A 23,952-nucleotide genomic window follows, 5' to 3' on the forward strand; every position below is an offset into this window, starting at 1 on the left:
AGTCAGAGAGGTGCGCAGCGCGCGACAGGACGTCACGGCGCAGGGAGGGATCAGCTTTACGGCAATTCATTATTATTATCTCCAATAAGCTTCGAAGACCGCGCTGCGGCGGTTGCGTCGATTATTGGAAAGCCATGTAAGTTCGCGTTGACCGTAAAGATCGAAGTTGTACAAAGTCGTAACAAACTTGTACGTCAGCTCTGCAACAGGCCTTTGAGGGTATCGAGCGAGTGCTGCAATTGCTCATCGAGGGTGAGGCTCATGCGGCGGATCGCCGATTCATCGTTTGCCAGCGCCAAGGTCTCCAGCGCCCTTAACGTGCTGGCCAAGCCCCGAAAACCCAGGGAGTCGCAGCTACCGGCCAGGCGGTGAGCCAGTTGCGCGACCTCTGTGCAGTCATCGGCGGCCATGGCTTCATTCAGCGCCTCGCGGTGCTGCAGGATCGAGTCACGCAGAACCGCCAGCAGACCCTGGACCTTTTGCGCACCGAGCAGGCTGCGATGGGTCTGTAACAGCGGCCAGTCCACTGCGTCATCGCTGAGCAGCGATTCGACCACAGGCACATGCCCTTCCAGCACCTGGCGCAGGTTTTCCAGTTTCAAGGGCTTGGCCAGGACACCGTCCATGCCGGCCTCCAGATAACCGCGCACCAGTGCCGGTTGCACGCTGGCGGTCAGGGCGAAAATGCGGGTATGGCGGTTCGGCCCGTCGCTGAGGCGGATCTGGCGGCATAGCTCGACACCACTAATGCCCGGCAGATGCACGTCCAGCAGGATCAGGTCGAACACCTGCGCCGCGCAGTGTTGCAGCGCCTGATCCGCTTCTTCGGCGAGCCACACCCGGTGGCCGTCCCGTTGCAGCAAGCCCTGGACCACTTCGCGGTTGAGCGCCACGTCTTCGACCACCAGGATGTTCAGTGCCGGCCCCGCCGCCCGAACCGGCGGGGCCTCAGCCACGCCGCTGGCCGGCTGCAAGGACAACTCGAACCAGAAGCAACTGCCGCGCCCCTCTTCACTGTCCACGCCGATGCAGCCCCCCATCTGCTCCACCAGGTGTTTGCAGATCGCCAACCCCAACCCCGTGCCCCCAAAACGTTGCGCGACTTCTTCGCTGGCCTGGGTGAAGCGCTCAAAAATCTTCGCCTGCATCGCCGGGGCAATGCCGATGCCGTCGTCCGTGACACAGACCCGCAGCCGCTGTCCCAACTGTTCGCCGGTTTCGCTGAGCAGCGCCACCTCGACGCTGACTTCGCCGCCTTCGGTGAACTTGATCGCGTTGGCCAGCAGGTTGCTCAGCACTTGGCGCAGGAACTGCTCGGCGCCGTGGTGATGCTCGGCAATCCGCTGATCGACGCGGCAACTGAGGATTGTGTCGTTGTTCAGCGCTCGCGGTTCCAACAGAGTCAGTACCTCGTCGAGCAACTGGCGCAGCGAGAAATCCACCGGTTCGGGATGGCTGACGCCCTCCTCCAGCTTGGCGAAATACAGCACTTCGTTGAGGATTGTCAGCAAGCCTTCGCCGGCCTTGTGCAAGGCATCCAGGCGTTTGCCGTCCTGGGCATCCAGCCGAGCACCGCGCAGCAATTCGGCCATGCCGAGAATGCCATTGAGGGGTGTGCGCAGTTCGTGGCTCATGGTCGCCAGGAACCGCGACTTGGCAAGGTTGGCCGCTTCCGCTTCGTCCTTGGCGCGCATCAGGCTGGCGGTACGGCGCTCGACCATTTTCAGCAGTTCGTCACGGTTGTCCTGCAAGGCCAGCCGATCGGTTTCCCGGCGCTCGATGTCCCGCAGGATCGCCCGGCGCATGTCGTCCAGCGCATGGGCCACGGTGTCGATTTCGTCACTGCCGCGGCGTTTGTCCAGGTGCAAGGGTTCCTGCCATTCACCGGCGGCGATACGCCGGGCAAACTCGGCCATGACTTTCAGGTGCCGGGTCACCAGTCGATAAAACAAGCCCGACAAGGCAACGGCCAGACCGCAGAGAAACACCGCCATCCACAACAGGCTGGTCAAACCGGTGGCGTAGAGACGCTGGTACACCGCTCCCAGATCGGTGCTGACTTCCAGTTCACCCAAGTTGCGCAAAGGGCCGGACGGCGGCTGATAGTCCAGGGCAAAGCGCTCGATGCGCAGCGGTCCCGCAGGGGCCGGATTGCCCTGTACCAGGTCGAAATCGGCGCTGGTCAAGTGCACCCGCGCGACGTCGGAGAAGTCCACCAGCCCGCGCAACTGCACATTCAACTGCTCCTGGTTCAAGTCCCAGAGGCTGCGTTCCAGGCTGGCCAGGTACCCGGCGCGGATCAGTTCCATGCGCGAATCGATGTCGCGCATTTCCCGTCGATACTCGATGTACAGTTGCACGCTGCTGGCCAGCACGGTGAAGCACAGGCTGAACAACAGAATGAACAGCAACAGGCGTCGCAACAGTCCACCGGGACGGGCGCGAATCATTGCGCATCCGCCGGCAGGTTGATCATGTCACGGTAGGTCACTTCGCTTTCGTTGAGCCAGCGCTCGATGTCACCGGCATCGACCATGCGCTGCAATTGCGCATTGATCTCGGGCATGCGAGTGGCCAAGGGCGAGCGCCGCGACACGGCAACCCGCAGGTAGTCCACGTTCAACGCCTTGGGCAAGGCGACGATGTCCTGGCCGCCGGGCAGGTTTTCCACGTACAGCTGGCCGGTGCGCCGCTCCTGAGTGATGAAGTCGATGCGCCCGCGAATCAGCTTGCCGAAGTTCTGGTGGCTGTCGGAAACCCATTCGATATTGTTGTTGCGCGCGACCATACGATCGAACTCCACGCCGTAGCTCTCACCGAACAACAGGCCACCGCGGTAACGGGCCAGGTCGTCCAGTTGTTCGAATTTCACCGGATGCTGGCGGTTGACGAACAACGCCACTTCTTCACGCAATACCGGCACCGTCGAGAACAGCATGCTCTGCTCCCGTTGCGCGGTGCTGTAGGCCAGTACCACATCGACCCGGCCTTCGGCGGCGTCCAGCAGGCAGCGTTTCCAGTTGCCCAGCACGACCATCTCGACTTCATACCCCAGTTGACCGAACAGGTGCTTCACCACGCTGGGCGCCAGGCCACGCACCTGCTTGCCATCACTCCAGGAGATCGGCGGGTACACCGGGTAATCGCAATAGCGAACCTTGTCCGCCGCGACGGCATGGCCGGCCACCAGTATCGCCAGCAGGCAAAGCCATCGCGCCATCAGCTTCAGGCCGCCACGCTGGCGGTGAACAGGTAACCGGCGCCGTGAATGGTGATGATCAACTGGGGTTCGGCCGGATCGTCATGCAACTTGCGGCGCAGGCGCCCGACCAGCACGTCGATGGAGCGGTCGTTGGGCACCCATTCGCGGTTGCGGATCTGGTCCATCAATTGATCGCGGCTGAGGGTGTGGCCGCTGTTGCGCAGGAACACGCTGAGCAACTGGTATTCGCCGTGGGTCAGCAGGGTTTCGCTGCCGGACGGATCGATCAGGCGACGGCGGTCGGTGTCCAGCGCCCAGTCGGCAAACTGCTTGACCGGTTTTGCCGCCGCGATGGCGGGCGCTGGCGTTTGCGCATGACGTACCCGGCGAATCAGGTTTTTCGCCCGGGACACCAGCTCCCTTGGATTGAGGGGTTTGATCACGTAGTCATCGGCGCCGCATTCGAGGCCGACGATGCGGTCGATTTCATCGTTGCGCCCGGTGATCAGGATGATCCCGACCTCCGAACGTACCCGCAACTCGCGGGTCAGGGTCAGGCCGTCCTTGCCCGGCAGGCGGATGTCGAGCATCACCAGGTCGACGGTCTGGCTAGCGAGGAAGGTTTCCGCCAGTTCCGCCGTGGCGGCGCAATGGACGTCGTAACCTTCCTGGGACAGGTAGGCGTGTAGCAGATCGCGAATCAGCGGATCGTCATCGACGATCAATACCCGAGGAGTCATCGCTTGGTGTCCGGCATAGGCCCGAAGGCCAGTTTCTTATTAGAGTGTTTTCCTGCGTCGGCGCCAGAGAGTATCGATTGCTGAACGACTGATCAACAGTCGCTCGTCTGCACGCAGAAGCGCTGTCGTCCGCCGGCCTGCAAACCATCGACCCAGGCCTCGCAAATCTGGATTCCCTGCTCCGGGGTGAAGGTGCCGGGGTTCAGCCCGGACTCCAGCCACAAGCCGTCGAGCAAGGCGCTGAGGCTGATGGCGGCGAGGTCGGCGTCGAAGTTTTCCCAGCCCTCCTCCTGGGCCAGTTCCGCCAGAACCTTGCGCAGGATGCCGCGATACTCGCCATAGGAATGATCGTGGGCCTGGTTGATGGCCTCGGCGGTTTTCACTGCGCCCCAGAACGCCAGCCACGCATCGATCAGCTGAGGATCGAGCAGCTCGGCGGAAAACGATCCGCGGAAAAACGCCGACAAGCGTTCCCGGGCATTCGGCGCGGCTTGCTCCATGGCGTCACGCAGCAAGGTCATGACCCGCCCGGTGATCGCCATGTAAGCCTCGGCCACCAGCTCATCCTTGCCGGAATAGTGATGGCTGATCAGCCCCACCGAGACCCCGGCCTCGGCGGAAATCTTGCGGATCGACGCGCCCTGGAAGCCATGACGCTTGAGGCACACCAGCGTCGCCTCGATCAGGTTGGCTTTGCGCAACTCCGGTTCCATGCGGGAAAAACGGGCTTCCTGATTCATGGGCGACACGCTCCTTGGTTCAATCGTTTAGGCCCGCGCGGGGTAGCGGCGGGCTGAACGAATGTACAGCAAGAGCGGGCAGTTTCTCTAGTCGGGTGTAAGCCAGGGGGACCGTGGTGCGCCCATCGCGAGCAAGCTCGCTCCCACAGTGGTCTGGGTTGTTCGCAGATCTTGCGTACGCCCACTCACCCTGTGGGAGCGAGCTTGCTCGCGATGGCGTCAGTCCATACAACACAGGATCTGGATCAGTCGCGGTAACCCGGCGCCACTCGATCCAGCATTCTCAACAACGCCGCCCACGCCAGTTGCATGGCATCCGGATCAGCCAGCTGACCCTCCTCCAACGGCCGCCCCGGATCATTGAACTGCCGTTCGGTATGCGCGCAGACCTCGTCAGACGGCAGTACGACTTCACCGGCGGCCTGGGCGGCCAACTGGATTTCACAGGCCTTTTCCAGGTAGTACATGCGCAGGAAAGCCTGGCTCACCGTCTCACCGACGGTCAGCAAACCATGGTTGCGCAGCATCAGTACCGATTTGTCGCCCAGGTCCGCGACCAGCCTTTTTTGCTCGCTCAAATCCAGCGCCACGCCTTCATAGTCGTGGTAGGCGACCCGGCCATAGAACTCCATGGAAATCTGGTTCACTGGCAACAGCCCGCACTTCAACGCCGCCACCGCGCAACCGGATTTGGTGTGGGTGTGCAGCACGCATTGCGCATCTTCGCGGGCGCCATGAATAGCACTGTGGATCACGAAGCCAGCCGGATTCACCGGGTACGGCGACGGTTCCACGGCGTGGCCATCAAGGTCGATCTTCACCAGGTTGGACGCGGTGATCTCATCGAACATCAGCCCGTAAGGGTTGATCAGAAAGTGATGCTCCGGCCCCGGAATGCGCACCGAGATGTGGGTGAAGATCAAATCGGTCATGCGAAAGTGCGCAATCAAGCGGTAACAGGCCGCCAGTTCCTCACGCAGGCGCTGCTCGGTGGCGCTGCGTTCGGGTGCCAGGTGGGTGGCGATGTTGTTCATTCTTGTGGTTCTCCAGGCTGATCGGCTGGGGCAGACAGTAAGGCTGGACGCTTGGACACGTCCAGCCGTCCGTGTTTATTTACTGGCCCAGGCGTTGAAGCGCTCTTCGAGTTCTTCGCCATGGTCGACCCAGAAACCGACGTTCATCGACAGTGCGCCCTTGAGGTTCTGCGGCGCGGTGGGCACCCATTGCGCCAGTTTGTCGTCCAGCCGTGCGGCGGCCTGGGTGTTGGTCGGGCCGTAGGGGATCTGTTGCACGTAGTTGACCTGGGCGTCCGGTTGATTGGCGAAGGCAATGAATCGCTTGGCCTGATCCACATGTTTGGACCCTTTGATGATCGCCCAGTAATCCATGCCGTACAGGCTGCCGGGCCAGACCAGACCGAGGTGGCTGCCTTTCTGCGCGGCGTCGGCGATGCGCCCGCTGTAGGTCGAGGTCATTACCACATCGCCGGCGGTCAGCCATTGCGGCGGTTGCGCGCCCGCCTCCCACCACTGGATGTAAGGCTTGAGTTCAGTGAGTTTGGCGAATGCCCGGTCCACGCCCTGCGGGGTGCTGAGTACCTTGTAGACGTCTTCGGTCTTGACCCCGTCCGCCAGCAAGGCGAATTCCAGGTTGTACACCGCACGTTTACGCAGCCCACGCTTGCCGGGGGTTTTCTTCACGTCCCAAAAGTCTGCCCATGAGGTTGGGGCCTGGGCCAGTTTGTCGGTGTCGTAGGCAATGGCCACGCTCCACACCAGCGCAGCGGAGCCGCATTCCTGTGCCGCTTCGGGGATCAACTGGTCGGCATGGCCCAGACGGGTCCAGTCCAGGCGCTCGTACATGCCTTCCTCGCAACCGCGCATCAGGTCCGGGCCTTCGATCTGCACTACGTCCCAGTCGACGTTGCCGGTATCGACCATCACTTTGATTTTGGCCATTTCGCCGTTGTATTCGCTCTGGATCACTTTGCTTTGATCCACGGCGGCGAAGGGTTGAAAGAACGCCACGTCCTGGGCTTTTTGTCCGGCTCCGCCGTATCCGACCACCACCATGTCCGATGCTGCCTGAGCGCTGCCCAGGCCCATGGCCACGGACAACACCAAGGGATAAAAACCGTGCTTGAGCTTGTGCGATTTCATCAGTGGTTCCTCTTGCAGGTGCCACGGGACCCAAGGCCCGCGCAGCCCTTTTTTATTGTTGTGAGGTTTGGCCCTGGAGCGGGCTCGAGACGAAACTACTGCAAGGCATAGTAAAAAAACAAGTTGATTTTTTACTGAAGGTAAATTTCTATAGATAAAAATAACAACACCGAAAACCTTATGCCTCTGTAGGAGCGAGCTTGCTCGCGATGGACCTGAGGGCGACGCGTTCATCCGGACAACACGCGTTATCGTTAACGTCCATCGCGAGCAAGCTCGCTCCTACAGAGGTAGCCTGCCAGGAGTACCCGCACCATGCCGACCTCTGCACCCGCCTTCGCGCACCTGTTCGAACCCCTGGAGATCCGTGGCAAGCGCCTGAAGAACCGCATCATGTCCAGTGGTCACGACACCTCGATGCCCACCGACAACTTGGTCAACGAACAATTGATCGCCTATCACCGGGCGCGGGCCGAAGGCGGAGCCGGGCTGATCGTGCTGCAAGTGGCCGGGGTGCATGACAGTGCGCGCTACACCTCCCACGTGCTGATGGCCACCGACGATGCGTGCATCGAGGGCTACCGCAAACTGGCGCAAACCTGCCATGCCCACGGCACCCTGGTGTTGTCCCAGGTGTTCCATCCGGGGCGGGAGATCATGGAGTCCAGCGATGGCCTGCTGGCGGTGGCCTACTCCGCATCGTCAGTGCCCAACGAACGTTTCCGGGTGATGCCCCGCGCGCTGGACCAGGCAATGATCGACGAGATCGTCGCCGGTTATGCCGCTGCCGCCCGCCGCCTGCATCAGGCAGGCATTGATGGCGTCGAGGTCGTGGCCAGCCACGGTTACCTGCCGGCACAGTTCATCAATCCGCGGGTCAACCGGCGTACCGATGGCTACAACGGTGAGCTGGACCAGCGTTTGCGTTTTCTGCGCGAGGTCATCGCCGCCGTGCGCGCGGCGACCGACGAGCAGTTCATCATCGGCCTGCGCATTTCCGCCGACGAGCGCGACCCGGAAGGCCTGACCGAGGACGAATCCCTGGCCGCCGTGCAGTCACTGCAAGCGCAGCTCGATTACGTGCATATCGTCGCCGGCACCTCGGCTTCCCTTGGCGGCGCGGTGCATATCGTGCCGCCCATGGCGATCGAAGCCGCGTACCTGGCCAGGGAAGCCGGAACGTTCAAGGCCAGCTTGAACATTCCGTTGTTCGTCACCGGGCGCATCAACCAGCCCCAGGAAGCCGAGCTGATCCTGGCTCGTGGTCAGGCCGATGTGTGCGGCATGACCCGGGCACTGATCTGCGATCCGCAAATGCCCAACAAGACCGACACCGGCCGCGTCGAAGACGTGCGGGCGTGCATTGCCTGCAATCAGGCGTGCATCGGCCACTTCCACAAGGGCTTGCCGATTTCCTGTATCCAGCACCCGGAAACCGGACGCGAACTGATCTTCGGCGAACGGCGACAAGCGCCACAGCGCAAACGCATCATGATCGCCGGCGGTGGCCCGGCCGGGATGAAAGCCGCCACCGTCGCGGCCCAGCGCGGCCATGAGGTGACGTTGTACGAAGCCAATTCGCAACTGGGCGGTCAGGTGTTGCTCGCGCAATTGCTGCCACGGCGCAGCGAATTCGGCGGTGCCAGCACCAACCTGCAGCGGGAAATGGAACTGGCCGGCGTGCGCGTAGTGCGCAATACCCGAGTCGACCGGGCACTGGTGGAGCAGGAAAAACCGGACATGGTGATCGTCGCTACCGGTGCCGAGCCCTACTGGCCACCCTTCGAGCGCGGTGGTGAGTTGCAGGTGGTGGACGCCTGGCAGGTATTGCGCGATGAAGTACGGATCGGTCGTTCGGTGGTGGTGGTCGACTGGCGCTGCGACTGGATCGGCCCCGGCATCGCCGAACGCCTGGTTCGCGCCGGGCACCAGGTACAACTGGCGGTCAACGGCACCCATTGCGGGGAAAACCTGCCGCTGTACGTGCGCGATCAACTGGCCGGCGAGCTGCATAAACTGGGCGTGCCGATCACGCCATATGCGCGGTTGTATGGCTGCGATGACAACACGGTTTACCTGCAACACACCGCCAGTGGCGAACCGATGCTGATGGAGAACATCGACACGCTGGTGCTGTGCCAGGGGCATCAGCCGGTCGATACCCTAGGCGCGGAGTTGCAAGGGCTGGTGGAGTTTCGCCGGATCGGTGACTGCCTGGCGCCGCGCACCGCCGAAGAAGCAATTTATGAAGGCCTTAAAGTCGCGTGGGAGCTTTAAGGCTGTTTATACTCCGGGGCTTAGACGGCTAACACCAACCCTGTAGGAGCGAGCTCTGCTCGCGATGAACCCGAGAACACCGCTGGGTGTCAGGCTTCCAGCGTTATCGTTGGCGACCATCGCGAGCAAGCTCGCTCCTACAAGGGATTTGCGCCACTCCTCCCGGTTCGGATTTGACCATGAGCAACAGCAGCACCACACAGCCCGCACCCGGCAGCGCCGAACCGCACTTTCTCGGCACGCGCATTCGCGGCCTGCGCAAGCGTCGGGGCATGACCCTGACGGAACTGGCGCAACAGAGCGAGCTCACCGCCGGCTACATCAGCCAGCTGGAACGCAACCTCGCCTACCCGTCGATTCCGGCGCTGTTCAACATTGCCCGCAGCCTCGGCGTCACCATCCAGTGGTTCTTCGCCAGTGAAGCGGTCACCGCGCCCGAAGACGATGGCATCGTGGTGCGCAAGAACAGCCGCCTGAACGTGCATTACGAAGACGGCATCGTCGACCAGTTGCTGACACCGCAAGCCAACCGCCAACTGGAAATGCTCCACTCGCGTTTCCCGCCCGGCACCTACAGCCAGCAAAGCTACAGCCACGACGGTGAAGAAGCCGGCTACTTGCTCTCGGGGAGTTTCGAGTTGTGGGTGGGCGAGCGCCATTTCCAGCTCAATGAAGGCGACAGCTTCAGCTTTTCCAGCCAGGAACCGCACCGCTATGGCAACCCTGGCGATGTCGATGCGGTGGTGATCTGGGTGATTACACCGCCGACGTTCTAACGTCGGCCGCGACCAGGGGACGGCGTGACACTCGCACGCTTGAGGGTGTCGCTCGGCAATTCCTTGAACAGCGCACGATAGCTGCTGGAAAACCGCCCCAGATGCCAGAACGACCAACGCATCGCCACTTCAGCCACGGTGGTTTGCGTCGGCGTGCGACTCAGCAATTCGCGGTGGGCGCTGTTGAGTCGGCGCAGGCGCAGCCACTGGGTCGGCGACATGCCGGTGTAGGTCTTGAACGCATGCTGCAACTGACGCAGTGAAAACCCCGCGATTTGGGACAACTGCAGCAGATTGAGATGTTCTTCCGGGGTGTCCGCGGCCCATTCCCCTACCCGTTTCATGATCGAGCGCTCCCCGGCCCGACGCTGCAAGGCGCCCTGGTCGAGGCCGACACACGCGTTGTCGAGGATGAACAGGCAATCTTCCAGCAGTTGCTGGGTCAGCGCTTCGCGGCTCGGTGGATCGAAGGTCTGCGACAGCCGCGTCAAGGTTCCGCTGAGCCAACGGCAAAACAGCGCGTTCTGCTGGGCGTTGAGCGGTGCCATGAACAACCCTTCAAGCCTGGCGATGTCCAGGCTGTGGCGCTTTACAAACTCCGGCCCGAACACCACGGCGATTTCCTGGTAGTTCTCCGGGGTGATCCAGATGTTGCGGCTTTCGCCATTCAACACGTACAGCGCGTTGTCACCGCGATCGAAACAGAACGATAACGAACCCTGGGGCGCGCTGAAATTCTGCTCGACCCGGGTGTTCATCGACTCTTCGTAAATCTCCACGCCCTGCAGATCCAGATAACGCACCCGACCCGCGAAGTGCCCCGGCGACATCTGCTGGTATTGCTGCACCCAGCCCGGCGTGGCGCGGATTTGCTCGGCGACATCGGCGGTGTTGAACGCTTGGACCTGGAGGGAACTGGAACCTGTCATGGGGCGACCTTACGCACTCTTTTGGTGCGTTTTGTGCTGCTTAAAGTGGATAGATGGAACCGCAAGGCTCGCACAAGATAGTCGTCAACGCGCTACAGGGGAAGTGTCCGGCGGATGAAACCGGTCTCTCCTGGCGTTAATAAAACCAATAACGAGGTCTTTATGAATGTCCCTTTCGATCAGCTGTTCACTTGGCTGAAAGATCACAAGATTACCGAAGTCGAGTGCGTCGTCAGCGATCTGACCGGCATTGCACGCGGCAAAATTGCACCGACCAACAAGTTCCTGCATGAGCGAGGCATGCGCTTGCCGGAAAGTGTCCTTCTGCAAACGGTAACCGGGGACTTTGTCGACGACGACATCTACTACGACCTGCTCGACCCGGCCGATATCGACATGGTCTGCAAGCCGGACGCCGACGCCGTCTACGTGGTGCCATGGGCCATCGAGCCGACCGCCATCGTGATCCACGACACCTTCGACAAGTTCGGCAACCCGATCGAACTGTCGCCGCGCAATGTGCTGAAGAAAGTCCTGCAGTTGTACACCGATAAAGGCTGGCGGCCGATTGTCGCGCCGGAAATGGAGTTCTACCTGACCCAGCGCTGCGAAGACCCGGACCTGCCGCTCAAGGCGCCGATGGGCCGTTCGGGCCGCGCCGAAAGCGGTCGTCAGTCGTTCTCCATCGACGCGGCCAACGAATTCGACCCGCTGTTCGAAGACGTCTACGACTGGTGCGAACTGCAAGGTCTGGACCTCGACACGCTGATCCACGAAGACGGCCCGGCGCAGATGGAAATCAACTTCCGTCATGGCAACGCCCTGGACCTGGCCGACCAGATCACCGTGTTCAAGCGCACCATGCGTGAAGCGGCGCTCAAGCACAACGTGGCGGCAACCTTCATGGCCAAGCCGGTCGGCGACGAGCCTGGCAGCGCCATGCACCTTCATCAGAGCGTGGTGGACATTGCCACCGGCCAACCGATCTTCGCCGATGCCGATGGCAACATGAGCGAACTGTTCCTGCATCACATCGGCGGTCTGCAGAAGTACATCCCGAAAGTGCTGCCGATGTTCGCGCCGAACGTCAACTCGTTCCGCCGCTTCCTGCCGGACACCTCGGCACCGGTGAACGTCGAGTGGGGCGAAGAAAACCGCACCGTCGGCCTGCGCGTGCCGACCTCCAGCCCGGACGCCATGCGTGTCGAGAACCGTCTGCCGGGCGCTGACGCCAACCCGTACCTGGCCATCGCCGCCAGCCTGCTGTGTGGTTACCTGGGCATGGTCGAACGCATCGAGCCAAGCGCTGCGGTACAGGGCCGCGCCTATGAGCGTCGCAACCTGCGCCTGCCGATCACCATCGAAGACGCCCTGACCCAGATGGAAGAATGCGACACCATCAGCCGCTACCTGGGCAGCAAGTTCGTGCGGGGCTATGTCGCGGTCAAACGCGCCGAGCACGAGAACTTCAAACGGGTGATCAGCTCCTGGGAGCGTGAGTTCCTGATGCTCAGCGTCTAAAAAACCCGCTCTCGCATGGGATCACACATCCCTTGTGGGAGCGAGCTTGCTCGCGATGAGGCCAGTGAATCCAATATCTTCGTTGACTGACAGGCCGCCATCGCGAGCAAGCTCGCTCCCACAGGTAGGTGATCACCTGAAGAATCCAATAATTCCAAGAAGGTATCGATATGCGCTTATTGAAATCCATGGTCCCGGTCGCGCTGGCAGCACTGTTCAGCGCCGTTGCCCAGGCCCAGCCACAGGTCAGCGTCTACAACTGGACCGACTACATCGGCGAAACCACCCTCGCCGACTTCCAGGCCAAGACCGGGATCAAGGTGATCTACGACGTATTCGATTCCAACGAAACCCTTGAAGGCAAACTGCTTGCCGGTCGTACCGGGTATGACGTGGTGGTGCCGTCCAACCACTTCCTGGCCCGCCAGGTGAAGGCCGGCGCGTTCCTCAAGCTCGATCGCGAGCAACTGCCGAATTTCAAGAACCTCGACCCGAAATTGCTGGCGCTGCTGGAGAAAAACGATCCGGGCAACGCGCACTCGGTGCCGTACCTGTGGGGCACCAACGGCATCGGCTATAACGTCGACAAGGTCAAGGCTGTGCTGGGCATCGACAAGATCGACTCCTGGGCCGTGCTGTTCGAACCGGAGAACATCAAGAAGCTCAGCGCCTGCGGCGTGTCGATGATGGACTCGGCGGACGAAGTGTTCCCGGCGATGCTCAACTACATGGGCATGGACCCGCGCAGCGAAAACCCCGAGGACTTCAAGAAGGCCGAAGCCAAGCTGCTGAGCATTCGCCCGTACATCACCTACTTCCATTCCTCCAAGTACGTCTCGGACCTGGCCAACGGCGATATCTGCGTAGCGTTCGGATACTCGGGTGATGTGTTCCAGGCCGCCAACCGCGCCAAGGAAGCCGGCAACGGCGTGAACATCGCCTACGCCATTCCCAAGGAAGGCGCCAACCTGTGGTTCGACCTGCTGGCCATCCCCGCCGACGCCAGCAACCCGAAGGAAGCTCATGCCTTCATCAACTACCTGCTGGACCCGCAAGTGATCGCCAAGGTCAGTGAGTCGGTCGGCTACGCCAACCCGAACCCGGCCGCCAAGCAGTACATGGACCCTGAGCTGGTCAGCAACCCCGAGGTTTATCCGTCCCAGGAAGTCCTCGACAAACTCTACATCTCCACCACGCCGCCGCAGTCGATCATGCGCCTGATGACCCGTTCGTGGAGCAAAGTGAAGTCCAACAAATGAATCAGTACACCAAGGAACACACCCACTCCTATTACGCAGCGTCCGCCAAGGGCATGAGGCAGCGCCCCGCGCTGGCCTCGGACCTGGTGGCCGATGTCTGCGTGGTCGGCGCGGGTTTCACCGGCATCAACACCGCCATCGAGCTGGCCCAGCGTGGGCTCTCGGTGGTCCTGCTGGAGGCCCGACGGATCGGCTGGGGCGCCAGCGGGCGCAACGGCGGCCAGTTGATTCGTGGTATCGGCCATGACGTCAGCGGTTTCGCCAAGCACATCGGCGCCGATGGCGTGCAATACCTGGAACACGCCGGGAACGAGTCGGTGCAAGTCGTGGCCAATCGCATCCGCGAGCACGGCATCGATTGCGACCTGAGCTGGGGCTTCTGCGAACTGGCCAATACCCCGGCCCAGTTCAAGGCGCTCAAGGCCGAGCAGGCGCAACTGATTGAATCCGGCTACGCCTTTGAAACCCGACTGGTGGCGCCAGAACAAATCCGTGAACAGGTGGTGAACTCCGGTGTGTACGCCGGCGGCCTGGTGGACATGGGCTCGGGGCATTTGCATCCGCTGAACCTGGTCCTTGGCGAAGCGCAAGTTGCCGAGTCCCTTGGGGTGCGGATTTTCGAGCAGAGCCCGGTGCTTGAGTTGATCCATGGCAGTACGGTGCAAGTGCGCTGCGCCGGTGGCACTGTGAGTGCAGGCACGTTGGTGCTTGCTTGCAATGCCCATCTGGAAGAGCTCGAACCGAAGCTCAGCGGCAAAGTACTCCCGGCAGGCAGCTACATCATCGCCACCGAACCCTTGTCGCAAGAGGCCGCTGCAAAACTGATCCCGCACAATGTTGCGCTGTGCGACCAGAAGGTCGGCCTGGATTACTACCGGCTCTCGGCTGACCGGCGCTTGTTGTTCGGTGGTGCCTGCCATTACTCCGGGCGCGATCCTTCGGACATCAGCGCCTACATGCGCCCGCAGATGCTCAAGGTGTTCCCGCAACTGGCCGATGTGCGCATCGACTATCAGTGGGGCGGCAAGATCGGCATCTCGGCCAACCGCTTTCCCCAGGTCGGGCGCCTGAGCCAGCACCCGAACGTGTTCTACGCCCAGGGCTACTCAGGCCATGGCCTGAACGTGACCCACTGGTGCGCGAAGTTGTTGGGCGAAGCGATCCATGCCGGCCACAGCAAAGGCTTCGACGTGTTCAGCGCCGTGCCGCACATGACCTTCCCCGGCGGACGCGCCCTGCGTTCACCCTTGCTGGCCCTTGGCATGTTCTGGTATCGGATGCGGGAAATGCTGGGCTGACGTCGTCCTGCCGGGCGCCTGCTAACCACTGTGGGAGCGAGCTTGCTCGCGATAGCGACCTGAAATCCAATGATTGGGTTGTCTGGCACGCCGCTATCGCGAGCAAGCTCGCTCCCACACTGTTTTACGTATTCCCTCTTCTACCATCCCCTTGTTTCGACTTTCGATTTGCTCAATTGCGAGTCACTTCTATATTGAGGGAGTGCTCTGAACTTCCTGCCTTCTGTCGAGCTTGACCCATGGCAACTACTGATCAGCTGATCATCTGCGAGCACTGCGACAGCGTGTACCAAAAAGTGACGCTCGCCAAACATCAAAAAACCCTGTGTACACGCTGCGGCGGCGTGCTTCAGCGCTATAACGGCCTCACTGTGGAGCAGCGTCTTGCGTTGACCTTCACCGCGTTGATGCTCTGGATATTCGCCAATTTCTATCCGGTAATGAGCATCAACCTCAAAGGCGTGAAGAACAGCGCAACGCTCTGGGACTCGGTGCTGGCCCTGAGCCTGGGGCCTATCACCTTCATCGCCATGGTGGCGGCAATCGCCATGATCATCGCGCCGATTGTCCAGTTGCTGCTGCTGATCTGGGTGCTGGGCTTCGCACTCGGCGGGCGACGCTCGCCCGGATTCAAATTCTGCATGCGCTGGCTGGAAACCCTCAGGCCCTGGAGCATGCTCGAAGTCTGCCTGCTGGGCGCCATGGTCGCGGTGATCAAGCTCGCCGGACTGCTCGATGTGCTGCCCGGCATAGGGTTGTTTGCCCTGGCGGCGCTGAGCCTGATGATGATCCGCATCGCCGGGCGCGACATTCGCGAACTATGGGACATTGTATGAGCACGCCTCCTTACGCCGACGAGCTCAACCTGTGCCTGTGCCACACCTGCGGCCTGGCCTGCGACATGACTTGCGAGCCCCACGAATGCGAGCGTTGTGGTGCACCGTTGCACCGGCGCAAAGCCAATTCTCTGGCCCGCACCTGGGCCTACATGATCGCGGCCCTGGTGTTCTACATCCCGGCCAACCTGTTGCCGGTGATGAACACCGAGATGGTCGGCAACGGCGCCGACAGCACGATCATGAGCGGCGTGCTGGAGTTCTGGGAAGCCGGGGCCTGGGATATCGCCCTGATCATATTCATTGCCAGTATCGCGGTGCCGGGAATCAAGTTCGTCGCCATCACATTGCTGCTGGTCACCGTGCAACGCGACAGCGAGTGGGCACGCAAGGAGCGGTCGACGCTGTACCGCTTCGTCGAAGTCATCGGTTACTGGTCGATGCTCGATGTGATCGTGGTCGCCCTGGTGGCCTCGCTGGTGAAATTCCAGGCCCTGGCCGACATCGAACCGCGCCCGGGCATTCTGTTCTTTGGTCTGGTAGTGGTGTTCACCATGCTTTCGGCAATGAGTTTCGATCCCCGCATGATCTGGGATAAAGAACGGAAAAACCCACACAATGAGGAGGTCAATGATGAAGTCACAAGCCACTGACGGGCCACAAGCCCCCGGGCAGGCGCCGATCAAGACCCGCCGTTTCAGCGTTTCGCTGGTCTGGATCGTCCCGATCGTCGCGGTGCTGGTGGGTATTTCGCTGGTGGTCCACAGCATTTTGCAGCAAGGCCCGACCATCGTTGTCACGTTCAAGACCGGTAACGGCCTGACCGCGAACAAGACCGAGGTCAAATACCGCAATGTCGTGATTGGTCATGTCTCCGATGTGGAGCTCAGCAGTGACCAGAAAAGCGTCAACGCCACCATCAAACTGGAAAAGCAGGCCGAAAGCTTTACCCGCGAAGATTCGCAGTTCTGGGTCGTGCGGCCGCGCATTGGCGCGGGCGGTGTGTCGGGGATCGATACGCTGCTGTCGGGCGATTACATCGGGGCCGATATCGGCCAGGCCAACGGCCGGGCAAAAAACTTCATCGGACTGGAGAATCCGCCTCCCATCACCTACGGCGAACCGGGCAAGCGTTTTACTCTGTTCACCCAGGACCTGGGATCGCTGGACATCGGCTCTCCGGTCTACTACCGCAAGATCCCCGTGGGCCAGGTGGTGGCCTACGCGCTGGACCCGGATGGCAAGGGCGTGAACATTGAACTGTTCATCCATGCACCCCATGACAAGTACGTCACCGAAAACACCCGTTTCTGGAACGCAAGCGGCATTGACGTGAACGTCGGCGCCAATGGCTTTGCGGTCAAGACCGAGTCGTTGTCTTCCTTGCTGGTGGGCGGCATAGCCTTCCGCGCGCCCGACTACAGCCCCAACGACAAGCCGGCTGCCGCAGAGTACGCCTACGAATTGTTCGACGACCAACAAACCGCCCTGGCCCCGCCGAACGGCAAGCCGCAATACCTGGCCATGCGCTTCGACCAGGCACTGCGCGGGCTCAAGGTCGATGCCCCGGTGGAGTTCCTCGGTGTGGAAATCGGCAAGGTAGTGGCGGTCAATCTGGATTACGACGAGAAAAAGCGCTCCTTTCCGGTCAACGTCGGTATCGTGATCTACCCGCAGCGCCTGGGCCAGGCCCATGTCAAAATGCTCAAGGCGCTCAATCATGACCCTGATAACGAAGCCGCTGGCGTACGCTTGATCGGTACCTTTATCGAAAACGGCCTGCGTGCCCAAGCCCGCACCGGCAACTTCCTGACCGGCCAGTTGTACATTGCCCTGGACTTCTACCCCAAGACCGACAAGGTCGCCTTCGATGTAAACGCACGCCCGGTCATGATTCCGACCATTCCCGGCAGCCTCGAGCAATTGCAGGAAAAACTCGAATCCATGGTCGACAAGATCAACAAACTACCGATCGAGCGTATTGCCGGCAATCTCGATGGCAATCTCGTCGAACTGCGCAAAGGCATGATGCAATTCAACGGAAAGATCTTGCCTGGCGTGCAAACCACTTTGTCGGAAGTCAGCAAGACGCTGGAAACGGCCAATTCGACCCTGCAGTCGGCCAGTTCGACCTTGGCCGAGGATTCGCCGCAACGGGAAAAACTGGGGCTAACCCTGGATGAACTGGGACGCACGTCGAGATCCTTGCGTGATCTTTCGGATTACCTGGGACGGCATCCGGAATCGCTGCTTCGCGGTCGTCCGAATAATGCCGCCCCCATGGATCTGCAAGGGCCACCGCGCAATTGAACACAGGAGCAACACCCATGGCTTTACCGCTGAAGTTCACCCTGGTCACCGCGATGTTGCTGCTCGCCGCCTGCCGCAGCGACCCGATTCAATTCCATACCCTGACCCCGGCCCAGGAGGGCAATCACTCAAGGACCACCGTCGGCGTGATCCAGATCGAGTCGATCAGCGTGCCGCCCCAGGTCGATCGTGCGCAGATCGTCATTCGCGAGGGCAACAGTGGCCTGGCGATCCTGGAAACCCAATGGTGGGGAGCAACCCTGGTGGACGAACTGCGCAGTGCGTTGGTCGATCAACTGAGCAACAGTCCTGTACAAGGCCGACACTCGGTGCGGGTCGATGTGCAGCGTTTCGACTCGGTGCCCGGCCAGTACGCCTTGATGGACGTGGAATGGCGCCTGCGCAGCGCCAGCACCGGCGACACGGCACGGTTGATTTGCCGTAGCACCTTGCAAACGCCCTCGGGTGCGAGCATCGATGACCTGGTGCTTGCCCAGCAAAACAACGTCAAACGCCTGGCCGCGCTGATCAGCCAGGCTGCCGTCAGACCACAGGCAACCTGCCCTGCGCCCTGAATGTATTCATCCCCAGGATTAACGGCGACAAGTTCGCCGTTAATCCGTCCCTCCTGTTTCCTGCTGTCATTCCCCGCGACAGGCGGCCCGCAGCAACTGGCAACGTCAAATACGCCGAGGCACACGACAAAAAGGCAGCCGGGGCAGCGTCATATTCTGATCGGCGGCATCGTTTGATCGACGAGTCGAAACACAGCGGGCACAGTGCTGCTAATCTGAATGAAAATTACATGTATTAACGGTTTTTTTGACGTTATTTTCTCATTTGGATCTCTACATTTCCCGCACTTCAAAAACATGCAAATGATTCGCATTGGTTAACTGGCGTTTCTATGCCCATGACTTTCAAAAAAATGTACCAGGAGCAGCCCACAGAATGATTCCAAAAATCCCTTCGTTCTTGAAAAAGGCCCTGCTGGCCACCGCTTTGCTGAGCGCTGGCCAGGCCTATGCAGCCGACTCCGTCGGCATCGTGGTGTACAACGCGCAACACGCAGGCCTGACCAAGGCCTGGGTCGAGGGTTTTACCCAGGAGACAGGTATTCCCGTCACCTTGCGCAACGGCGATGACACCGAAATGGGCAACCAGATCGTGCAGGAAGGCGCGGCTTCGCCAGCGGACGTATTCCTGACCGAGAACTCTCCGGCCATGGTCCTGGTCGACAATGCCGGGCTGTTTGCGCCTGTCGATAAGGCCACGCTGGAGCAGATTGACTCCGCCTACCGTCCGGCCCACGGCAAATGGGTAGGCATCGCCGCGCGCTCCACGGTGTTCGTCTACAACCCGAGCAAACTGCCAGAAGCCGACCTGCCGAAATCGATCATGGACCTGGCTTCACCGAGCTGGAAGGGTCGCTGGGGTGCATCGCCCGGTGGTGCTGACTTCCAGGCCATCGTCGCTGCCATCCTCCAACAAAAGGGTGAAGCCGCCACGCTGGATTGGCTCAAGGCGATGAAAACCAACTATGCCAACTACCGTGGCAATAGCTCGGTACTCAAGGCCGTGAATGCCGGGCAGATCGACAGCGGCGTGATTTACCACTATTACAGCCTGGTGGATCAGTCCAAGACCGGCGAAAACAGCAAGAACACCGCCCTGCACTATTTCAGGCACAAAGACCCGGGCGCTTTTGTTAGCATCTCCGGCGGCGGCGTCCTCGCTTCCAGTAAACACCAGGACCAAGCCCAGGCGTTCCTCAAGTACATTACCGGCAAGGATGGCCAGGCTGTCCTGAAGAACGGCAAGTCGTTTGAATACGCCGTGGGCAAAGGCGCTGAATCCAACCCTAAACTGGTGCCTCTGAATCAACTCGATGCGCCGACTGTCGATGCGTCAAAACTCGACAGTAAAAAAGCCGTGGAGCTGATGACACAGGCCGGACTGCTCTAATTGATGCCAGAAACCCTGCCTGCGGAGGTCGCTGAGGCGACACCCGCACATTTACGTCGACGCTCCCGCGGAGTCTTTGCGGGACGTGGCGGTGTATGGGTGATCGGTTTGTCGGTGCTGGTTTCATTACTGGCACTGCTACCGATCGCCTACGTTATTGGTGTGTCCCTGCAAACCGGCTGGTCAACCGTTGTGACCCTGGTGTTCCGCCCTCGGGTCGGTGAACTGCTGGTCAACACCGTGCTGCTGGTGCTGCTGACGATTCCCTTGTGCGTCGCGCTGGGGGTGACGCTGGCGTGGCTCACGGAACGCACGAATCTGCCTGGGCGGCGCTGGTGGTCGTTGCTGGCCACCGCGCCGCTGGCAGTGCCTGCGTTCGTTCACAGCTACGCCTGGGTCAGCCTGGTGCCACCGATTCACGGCTTGTTTGCCGGTGTCCTGGTCTCGGTCATCGCCTACTTCCCGTTCCTGTATTTGCCGGTAGCCGCCACTTTGCGCCGGCTCGATCCGGCCATCGAAGACGTCGCCGAGTCCATGGGGCTCAAACCCTGGAAAGTGTTTTTCCGCGTTGTGTTGCCGCAATTGCGCCTGGCGATCTGCGGCGGCGCCTTGCTGGTCGGCCTGCACCTGCTGGCCGAATATGGCCTGTACGCCATGATCCGCTTCGACACCTTTACCACCGCGATCTTCGATCAGTTCAAATCGACCTTCAACGGCGCAGCGGCGCACATGCTGGCCAGTGTGCTGGCGCTGTGTTGCCTGGCGATGTTGACGGCCGAATCCGCCGCCCGGGGTTCGGCGCGTTACGCCCGCGTCGGTTCGGGAAGCGCCCGGGAGCAACGGGTTGTACGCCTGAAACCGGTATCCACCCTGCTCTCGCTGACGCTGCAGATCGCGACCTGCGCCCTGGCCCTTGGCGTGCCCTTGATCACCTTGGGCAAGTGGCTCATCGCCGGAGGCGTGGAAGTCTGGGACATGGCCGAATTGTTGCCCGCACTTGAGCAAACCCTGCTGCTGGGCATCGGGGGCGCGGCGCTGACCACCTGCGCGGCGATCCCGATTGCCTGGCTGTCGATCCGCTACCCCGGTCGACTGCAACGGGTGCTGGAAAGCTGCAACTACATCACCAGTTCCTTGCCCGGCATTATCGTGGCGCTGGCACTGGTGACCGTCACGATCCACTTTGCCCGGCCGATATACCAGACCACCTTCACCGTGCTGCTGGCGTACCTGTTGATGTTCTTGCCCCGTGCCCTGGTGAGCCTGCGCGCGGGCATTGCCCAGGCCCCGGTGGAACTGGAAAACATTGCCCGCAGCCTTGGCCGCTCGCCAGCCCGGGCACTGTGGCTGATCACCTTGCGCCTGGCTGCCCCGGGAGCGGCCGCCGGCGCGGCGCTGGTGTTCCTGGCGATCACCAACGAATTGACCGCCACACTGCTGCTGGCCCCGAACGGCACGCGCACCCTGGCGACCGGGTTCTGGGCCTTGACCAGCGAAATCGATTACGCAGCCGCCGCGCCCTACGCCTTATTGATGGTTGTGTTGTCGCTTCCGTTGACCGGACTTCTTTATCACCAATCGAAAAAAACGGCTGGCCGATGAACACTCTTGAATTGAATGCCCTCTACAAGTCCTATGGCGCCCATTGCGCCCTGGACAACGTCAGCCTCTCGGTGCCCAGCGGCAGTCGCACGGTCATCGTAGGCCCCTCCGGCTCGGGCAAGACCACGTTGCTGCGGATGATTGCCGGTTTCGAGTTCCCCGATTCCGGACGCCTGTCGCTCAATGGCCAGACCCTGGTCGACGGCACCCACGAAGTGCCGGCCCATCAACGCCTGATCGGCTACGTGCCACAGGACGGCGCACTGTTCCCGCACATGACCGTGGCAGCGAACATCGGCTTCGGCCTGGCGACCAAGGGCACTGAAAAACAGCAGCGCGTTGCCGAACTGATGGACAGCGTGGCGCTGGACGCGAAGATGGCCGAGCGCTGGCCCCATGAATTGTCCGGTGGCCAGCAACAGCGCGTGGCCCTGGCCCGGGCCTTGGCGCAACAGCCACGACTGATGCTGCTGGACGAGCCGTTCTCGGCGCTCGACACCGGATTGCGCGCCGCCATGCGCAAGATGGTTGCACGGCTGCTGGAGGACGCGGGCGTCACCACCATTCTGGTCACCCATGACCAGAGCGAAGCCCTGTCGTTCGCCGACCAGTTGGCGGTGATGCGTCATGGCCGACTGGTCCAGTCAGGGCATCCGCTGGACCTTTACCGCTATCCCGAAGACGAGCAAACCGCGCTGTTCCTGGGGGATGCCGTGGTGATGCCCGCACGCATCGAGGCTGGTTGGGCCCATTGCGACCTGGGCCGGATCCCCGTCAACAACCACCGCAACAACAGTTCGGCGCAGATCATGCTGCGCCCCGAACAACTGCAACTGGCCAGCATCCTCCCCAGCGACCCGGAAGCCAGCGGTTGCCGGGCCGTGGTCACCGATCGGGATTTCAGCGGCAACACCTGCACGCTGACGGTGGAACTGCAGCCATTGACCCGCAACGCGCAGTCGGGCCGATCACTGCTGGTGCGCAGTTCAGGCATGTATGCACCACCCGCCGGCAGCTCGGTTCAAGTCTCGACCATCGGCCATGCCCATGTACTGAGCGAGGTGTGATCGTTCACAGATCGAATCGATCCACCGCCCGACGCCGCTCGTTGTCATCGCGCACATCGTAGTTGGCCGTGGTCTGGATATTGCTGTGGTGCGCCAGCTTCTGCGCAATCGACAAGTCATGCTCTTCGATCACCCGGGTGATGAATGAGCGCCGGAAGTCGTGGGGCATGATTTTCACCCCGACCTGCGCGCCCCGTTGCCGGGCGATGTAGTAAATCGCGTGTTTGGTGATGCGTTCACGAGTGATGTGGCTGCCACGGCGGATGCGGTTGAACAGGAACGGGTCGTCCGACTCGCCGTCCTTGAGCATCGAACGGCGCAGCTCGAGCCAGGCTTCAAGCTTGGCGAAGGCCCAGGCCGGTGCGTACTTGATCAACTGCTTGTTGCCCTTGGCCGTCACCCGCAGGCTGCGCTCGGTGAAGTCGACCTGGTTCAGCTCCAGGTTCACCGATTCGGATTTGCGCATCCCTGAACCGTACAAAATCCCGATGATCGCGGCATCCCGCAGGCCTTGCGGCCGCGGATCGGCAGCGCAGACCGCCATCAGTTCCTGGATCAGCGTACGCCTGAGATTGCGCCCCTGGGACAGCCGTGTACCGGCCATGCCCTTCACCGTACGCATCTTCAACAGATGCTCCTGAGAGATCAGGCTCATGCGCCACGCTTCGTTCATCACCCCGCGCACCGCGTTGACATAGAGCGAAGACGTGTTCGGCGCATAGCCGTCCGAACGCAAGGTGGCCACCAACGCAATGACGTCCTCTGGCTGCAGATTGTGCCAGGGAATTTCCTCGATATCGTGGTCTTCGAAGCCCAGGCGGTCGGCGGCATCCTGCAGCACATAACGCATGGTCAGTTGGCTGGACGGCGCCAGTCGCGCCAGATACAGGGTCAGTGGATTGGTGAGGGGTGTGCGTGAATCAGATACAGGTAAGTCAATCAAACGAAACGGCCTTGAATTAAAACAGTTAAGTGAAACAACTAATAAGTAAAAAAACAATGATGTAAAGGCTATTTACGTTTACAGCCCCGGGGTTGCCCAAGAGTCAGGCATTTCTCCCTTTTTCCCGGCACGGTATCGGCGACGAGGAAATCGCTGCCGTAGAGCATGCCGCGGTTCTTCAAGCCTTGCGCCCGTTGCAGTACTGGGTAGCGTCGGCATTGTCCTGACGGTTGAAACGGCCGGATGTGGCTTTTTTCAACACGATAGACAAATTGAAATATGACCTTGCCTATCCTGACTCGATTTTGATTATTCCTCAGGCGGCACC

General features: G+C 61.1%; 20 protein-coding genes. 12 read left to right on the top strand and 8 right to left on the bottom strand.

The features are described from left to right. Positions 1-194: 194 nt before the first annotated feature. The 6 genes from AC1RP7_RS00520 to AC1RP7_RS00545 all read right to left on the bottom strand — a co-directional run bounded on the left by AC1RP7_RS00520 (position 195) and on the right by AC1RP7_RS00545 (position 6,841). Entirely contained in the window at positions 195-2,450 is a 2,256-nt protein-coding gene (locus tag AC1RP7_RS00520) for an ATP-binding protein (RefSeq protein WP_493180871.1), read from the bottom strand. Beyond that, entirely contained in the window at positions 2,447-3,220 is a 774-nt protein-coding gene (locus AC1RP7_RS00525; RefSeq protein WP_090455092.1) for a substrate-binding periplasmic protein, read from the bottom strand. Before AC1RP7_RS00525 ends, AC1RP7_RS00520 begins: the two co-directional genes overlap by 4 nt. Positions 3,221-3,225: 5 nt before the next feature. Next, the gene (locus AC1RP7_RS00530; protein ID WP_057714926.1) at positions 3,226-3,942 is read right to left on the bottom strand and encodes a response regulator; all 717 of its coding nucleotides are present in this window, start codon (positions 3,940-3,942) and stop codon (positions 3,226-3,228) included. Between the two features lie 92 nt (positions 3,943-4,034). Beyond that, positions 4,035-4,682, bottom strand: coding sequence for a TetR family transcriptional regulator C-terminal domain-containing protein (locus AC1RP7_RS00535; RefSeq protein WP_007981565.1), 648 nt, complete (start codon positions 4,680-4,682; stop codon positions 4,035-4,037). A 245-nt stretch (positions 4,683-4,927) separates the two neighbouring features. Continuing rightward, a complete protein-coding gene (locus AC1RP7_RS00540) occupies positions 4,928-5,716 on the bottom strand; it encodes a class II aldolase/adducin family protein (RefSeq protein WP_223502231.1) in 789 nt (262 codons plus the stop codon). A gap of 75 nt (positions 5,717-5,791) precedes the next feature. Beyond that, positions 5,792-6,841 (bottom strand): ABC transporter substrate-binding protein, encoded by a 1,050-nt coding sequence (locus tag AC1RP7_RS00545; protein ID WP_218495945.1) that lies wholly within the window; start codon positions 6,839-6,841, stop codon positions 5,792-5,794. 315 nt (positions 6,842-7,156) lie between these two features. On the opposite strand from AC1RP7_RS00545, the gene AC1RP7_RS00550 reads away from it, so the two are divergent. Together AC1RP7_RS00550 and AC1RP7_RS00555 are read left to right on the top strand one after the other, a co-directional pair. Continuing rightward, a complete protein-coding gene (locus tag AC1RP7_RS00550) occupies positions 7,157-9,118 on the top strand; it encodes an oxidoreductase (RefSeq protein WP_349734003.1) in 1,962 nt (653 codons plus the stop codon). Between the two features lie 179 nt (positions 9,119-9,297). Then, on the top strand, positions 9,298-9,894 hold the full coding sequence (locus AC1RP7_RS00555) for a cupin domain-containing protein (RefSeq protein WP_057714930.1): 597 nt from the start codon (positions 9,298-9,300) through the stop codon (positions 9,892-9,894). On the opposite strand, the gene AC1RP7_RS00560 is transcribed toward AC1RP7_RS00555, so the two are convergent. Further along, positions 9,891-10,823, bottom strand: a complete 933-nt coding sequence (locus tag AC1RP7_RS00560) for a helix-turn-helix domain-containing protein (RefSeq protein WP_218495951.1) — start codon at positions 10,821-10,823, stop codon at positions 9,891-9,893. The genes AC1RP7_RS00555 and AC1RP7_RS00560 overlap by 4 nt on opposite strands. Before the next feature lie 162 nt (positions 10,824-10,985). Here AC1RP7_RS00560 and AC1RP7_RS00565 point away from each other — a divergent pair, with 162 nt between their 5' ends. The 10 genes from AC1RP7_RS00565 (at position 10,986) to AC1RP7_RS00610 (ending at position 22,681) form a co-directional block, all read left to right on the top strand. Further along, complete coding sequence (locus tag AC1RP7_RS00565) at positions 10,986-12,344, top strand: glutamine synthetase family protein (RefSeq protein ID WP_090455086.1); 1,359 nt, start codon at positions 10,986-10,988, stop codon at positions 12,342-12,344. Between the two features lie 170 nt (positions 12,345-12,514). Then, entirely contained in the window at positions 12,515-13,603 is a 1,089-nt protein-coding gene (locus AC1RP7_RS00570; protein ID WP_218495953.1) for a polyamine ABC transporter substrate-binding protein, read from the top strand. Next, the gene (locus tag AC1RP7_RS00575) at positions 13,600-14,901 is read left to right on the top strand and encodes an NAD(P)/FAD-dependent oxidoreductase (protein ID WP_150813219.1); all 1,302 of its coding nucleotides are present in this window, start codon (positions 13,600-13,602) and stop codon (positions 14,899-14,901) included. Before AC1RP7_RS00570 ends, AC1RP7_RS00575 begins: the two co-directional genes overlap by 4 nt. A 239-nt stretch (positions 14,902-15,140) precedes the next feature. Beyond that, the gene (locus AC1RP7_RS00580; RefSeq protein ID WP_493180870.1) at positions 15,141-15,737 is read left to right on the top strand and encodes a paraquat-inducible protein A; all 597 of its coding nucleotides are present in this window, start codon (positions 15,141-15,143) and stop codon (positions 15,735-15,737) included. Then, the gene (locus tag AC1RP7_RS00585; RefSeq protein ID WP_057714936.1) at positions 15,734-16,390 is read left to right on the top strand and encodes a paraquat-inducible protein A; all 657 of its coding nucleotides are present in this window, start codon (positions 15,734-15,736) and stop codon (positions 16,388-16,390) included. Before AC1RP7_RS00580 ends, AC1RP7_RS00585 begins: the two co-directional genes overlap by 4 nt. Then, on the top strand, positions 16,371-18,047 hold the full coding sequence (locus AC1RP7_RS00590) for a PqiB family protein (protein ID WP_493180869.1): 1,677 nt from the start codon (positions 16,371-16,373) through the stop codon (positions 18,045-18,047). Before AC1RP7_RS00585 ends, AC1RP7_RS00590 begins: the two co-directional genes overlap by 20 nt. 17 nt (positions 18,048-18,064) lie before the next feature. Further along, the gene (locus AC1RP7_RS00595; RefSeq protein ID WP_090455082.1) at positions 18,065-18,622 is read left to right on the top strand and encodes a PqiC family protein; all 558 of its coding nucleotides are present in this window, start codon (positions 18,065-18,067) and stop codon (positions 18,620-18,622) included. A gap of 376 nt (positions 18,623-18,998) precedes the next feature. Continuing rightward, positions 18,999-20,012: an iron ABC transporter substrate-binding protein gene (locus AC1RP7_RS00600; RefSeq protein ID WP_057714939.1), complete on the top strand. Its 1,014-nt coding sequence runs from the start codon at positions 18,999-19,001 to the stop codon at positions 20,010-20,012. 3 nt (positions 20,013-20,015) lie between these two features. Further along, entirely contained in the window at positions 20,016-21,614 is a 1,599-nt protein-coding gene (locus AC1RP7_RS00605) for an ABC transporter permease (protein ID WP_057714940.1), read from the top strand. Beyond that, the gene (locus AC1RP7_RS00610; RefSeq protein ID WP_057714941.1) at positions 21,611-22,681 is read left to right on the top strand and encodes an ABC transporter ATP-binding protein; all 1,071 of its coding nucleotides are present in this window, start codon (positions 21,611-21,613) and stop codon (positions 22,679-22,681) included. Before AC1RP7_RS00605 ends, AC1RP7_RS00610 begins: the two co-directional genes overlap by 4 nt. Before the next feature lie 4 nt (positions 22,682-22,685). On the opposite strand, the gene AC1RP7_RS00615 is transcribed toward AC1RP7_RS00610, so the two are convergent. Further along, entirely contained in the window at positions 22,686-23,624 is a 939-nt protein-coding gene (locus AC1RP7_RS00615; RefSeq protein ID WP_057714942.1) for a site-specific integrase, read from the bottom strand. Positions 23,625-23,952: the final 328 nt, after the last annotated feature.

It is taken from the genome of Pseudomonas sp. GW822-FHT01E03, assembly GCF_058802985.1.

Excerpts from the sequence above, each read along its gene's own strand:
- AC1RP7_RS00600 (WP_057714939.1), top strand. The coding sequence starts at position 18,999 with ATGATTCCAAAAATCCCTTCGTTCTTGAAAAAGGCCCTGCTGGCCACC.
- AC1RP7_RS00555 (WP_057714930.1), top strand. The coding sequence starts at position 9,298 with ATGAGCAACAGCAGCACCACACAGCCCGCACCCGGCAGCGCCGAACCG.
- AC1RP7_RS00560 (WP_218495951.1), bottom strand. The coding sequence starts at position 10,823 with ATGACAGGTTCCAGTTCCCTCCAGGTCCAAGCGTTCAACACCGCCGAT.
- AC1RP7_RS00595 (WP_090455082.1), top strand. The coding sequence starts at position 18,065 with ATGGCTTTACCGCTGAAGTTCACCCTGGTCACCGCGATGTTGCTGCTC.
- AC1RP7_RS00525 (WP_090455092.1), bottom strand. The coding sequence starts at position 3,220 with ATGGCGCGATGGCTTTGCCTGCTGGCGATACTGGTGGCCGGCCATGCC.
- AC1RP7_RS00535 (WP_007981565.1), bottom strand. The coding sequence starts at position 4,682 with ATGAATCAGGAAGCCCGTTTTTCCCGCATGGAACCGGAGTTGCGCAAA.
- AC1RP7_RS00545 (WP_218495945.1), bottom strand. The coding sequence starts at position 6,841 with ATGAAATCGCACAAGCTCAAGCACGGTTTTTATCCCTTGGTGTTGTCC.
- AC1RP7_RS00520 (WP_493180871.1), bottom strand. The coding sequence starts at position 2,450 with ATGATTCGCGCCCGTCCCGGTGGACTGTTGCGACGCCTGTTGCTGTTC.
- AC1RP7_RS00565 (WP_090455086.1), top strand. The coding sequence starts at position 10,986 with ATGAATGTCCCTTTCGATCAGCTGTTCACTTGGCTGAAAGATCACAAG.
- AC1RP7_RS00610 (WP_057714941.1), top strand. The coding sequence starts at position 21,611 with ATGAACACTCTTGAATTGAATGCCCTCTACAAGTCCTATGGCGCCCAT.
- AC1RP7_RS00590 (WP_493180869.1), top strand. The coding sequence starts at position 16,371 with ATGAAGTCACAAGCCACTGACGGGCCACAAGCCCCCGGGCAGGCGCCG.
- AC1RP7_RS00530 (WP_057714926.1), bottom strand. The coding sequence starts at position 3,942 with ATGACTCCTCGGGTATTGATCGTCGATGACGATCCGCTGATTCGCGAT.
- AC1RP7_RS00580 (WP_493180870.1), top strand. The coding sequence starts at position 15,141 with ATGGCAACTACTGATCAGCTGATCATCTGCGAGCACTGCGACAGCGTG.
- AC1RP7_RS00575 (WP_150813219.1), top strand. The coding sequence starts at position 13,600 with ATGAATCAGTACACCAAGGAACACACCCACTCCTATTACGCAGCGTCC.
- AC1RP7_RS00550 (WP_349734003.1), top strand. The coding sequence starts at position 7,157 with ATGCCGACCTCTGCACCCGCCTTCGCGCACCTGTTCGAACCCCTGGAG.
- AC1RP7_RS00605 (WP_057714940.1), top strand. The coding sequence starts at position 20,016 with ATGCCAGAAACCCTGCCTGCGGAGGTCGCTGAGGCGACACCCGCACAT.
- AC1RP7_RS00585 (WP_057714936.1), top strand. The coding sequence starts at position 15,734 with ATGAGCACGCCTCCTTACGCCGACGAGCTCAACCTGTGCCTGTGCCAC.
- AC1RP7_RS00540 (WP_223502231.1), bottom strand. The coding sequence starts at position 5,716 with ATGAACAACATCGCCACCCACCTGGCACCCGAACGCAGCGCCACCGAG.
- AC1RP7_RS00570 (WP_218495953.1), top strand. The coding sequence starts at position 12,515 with ATGCGCTTATTGAAATCCATGGTCCCGGTCGCGCTGGCAGCACTGTTC.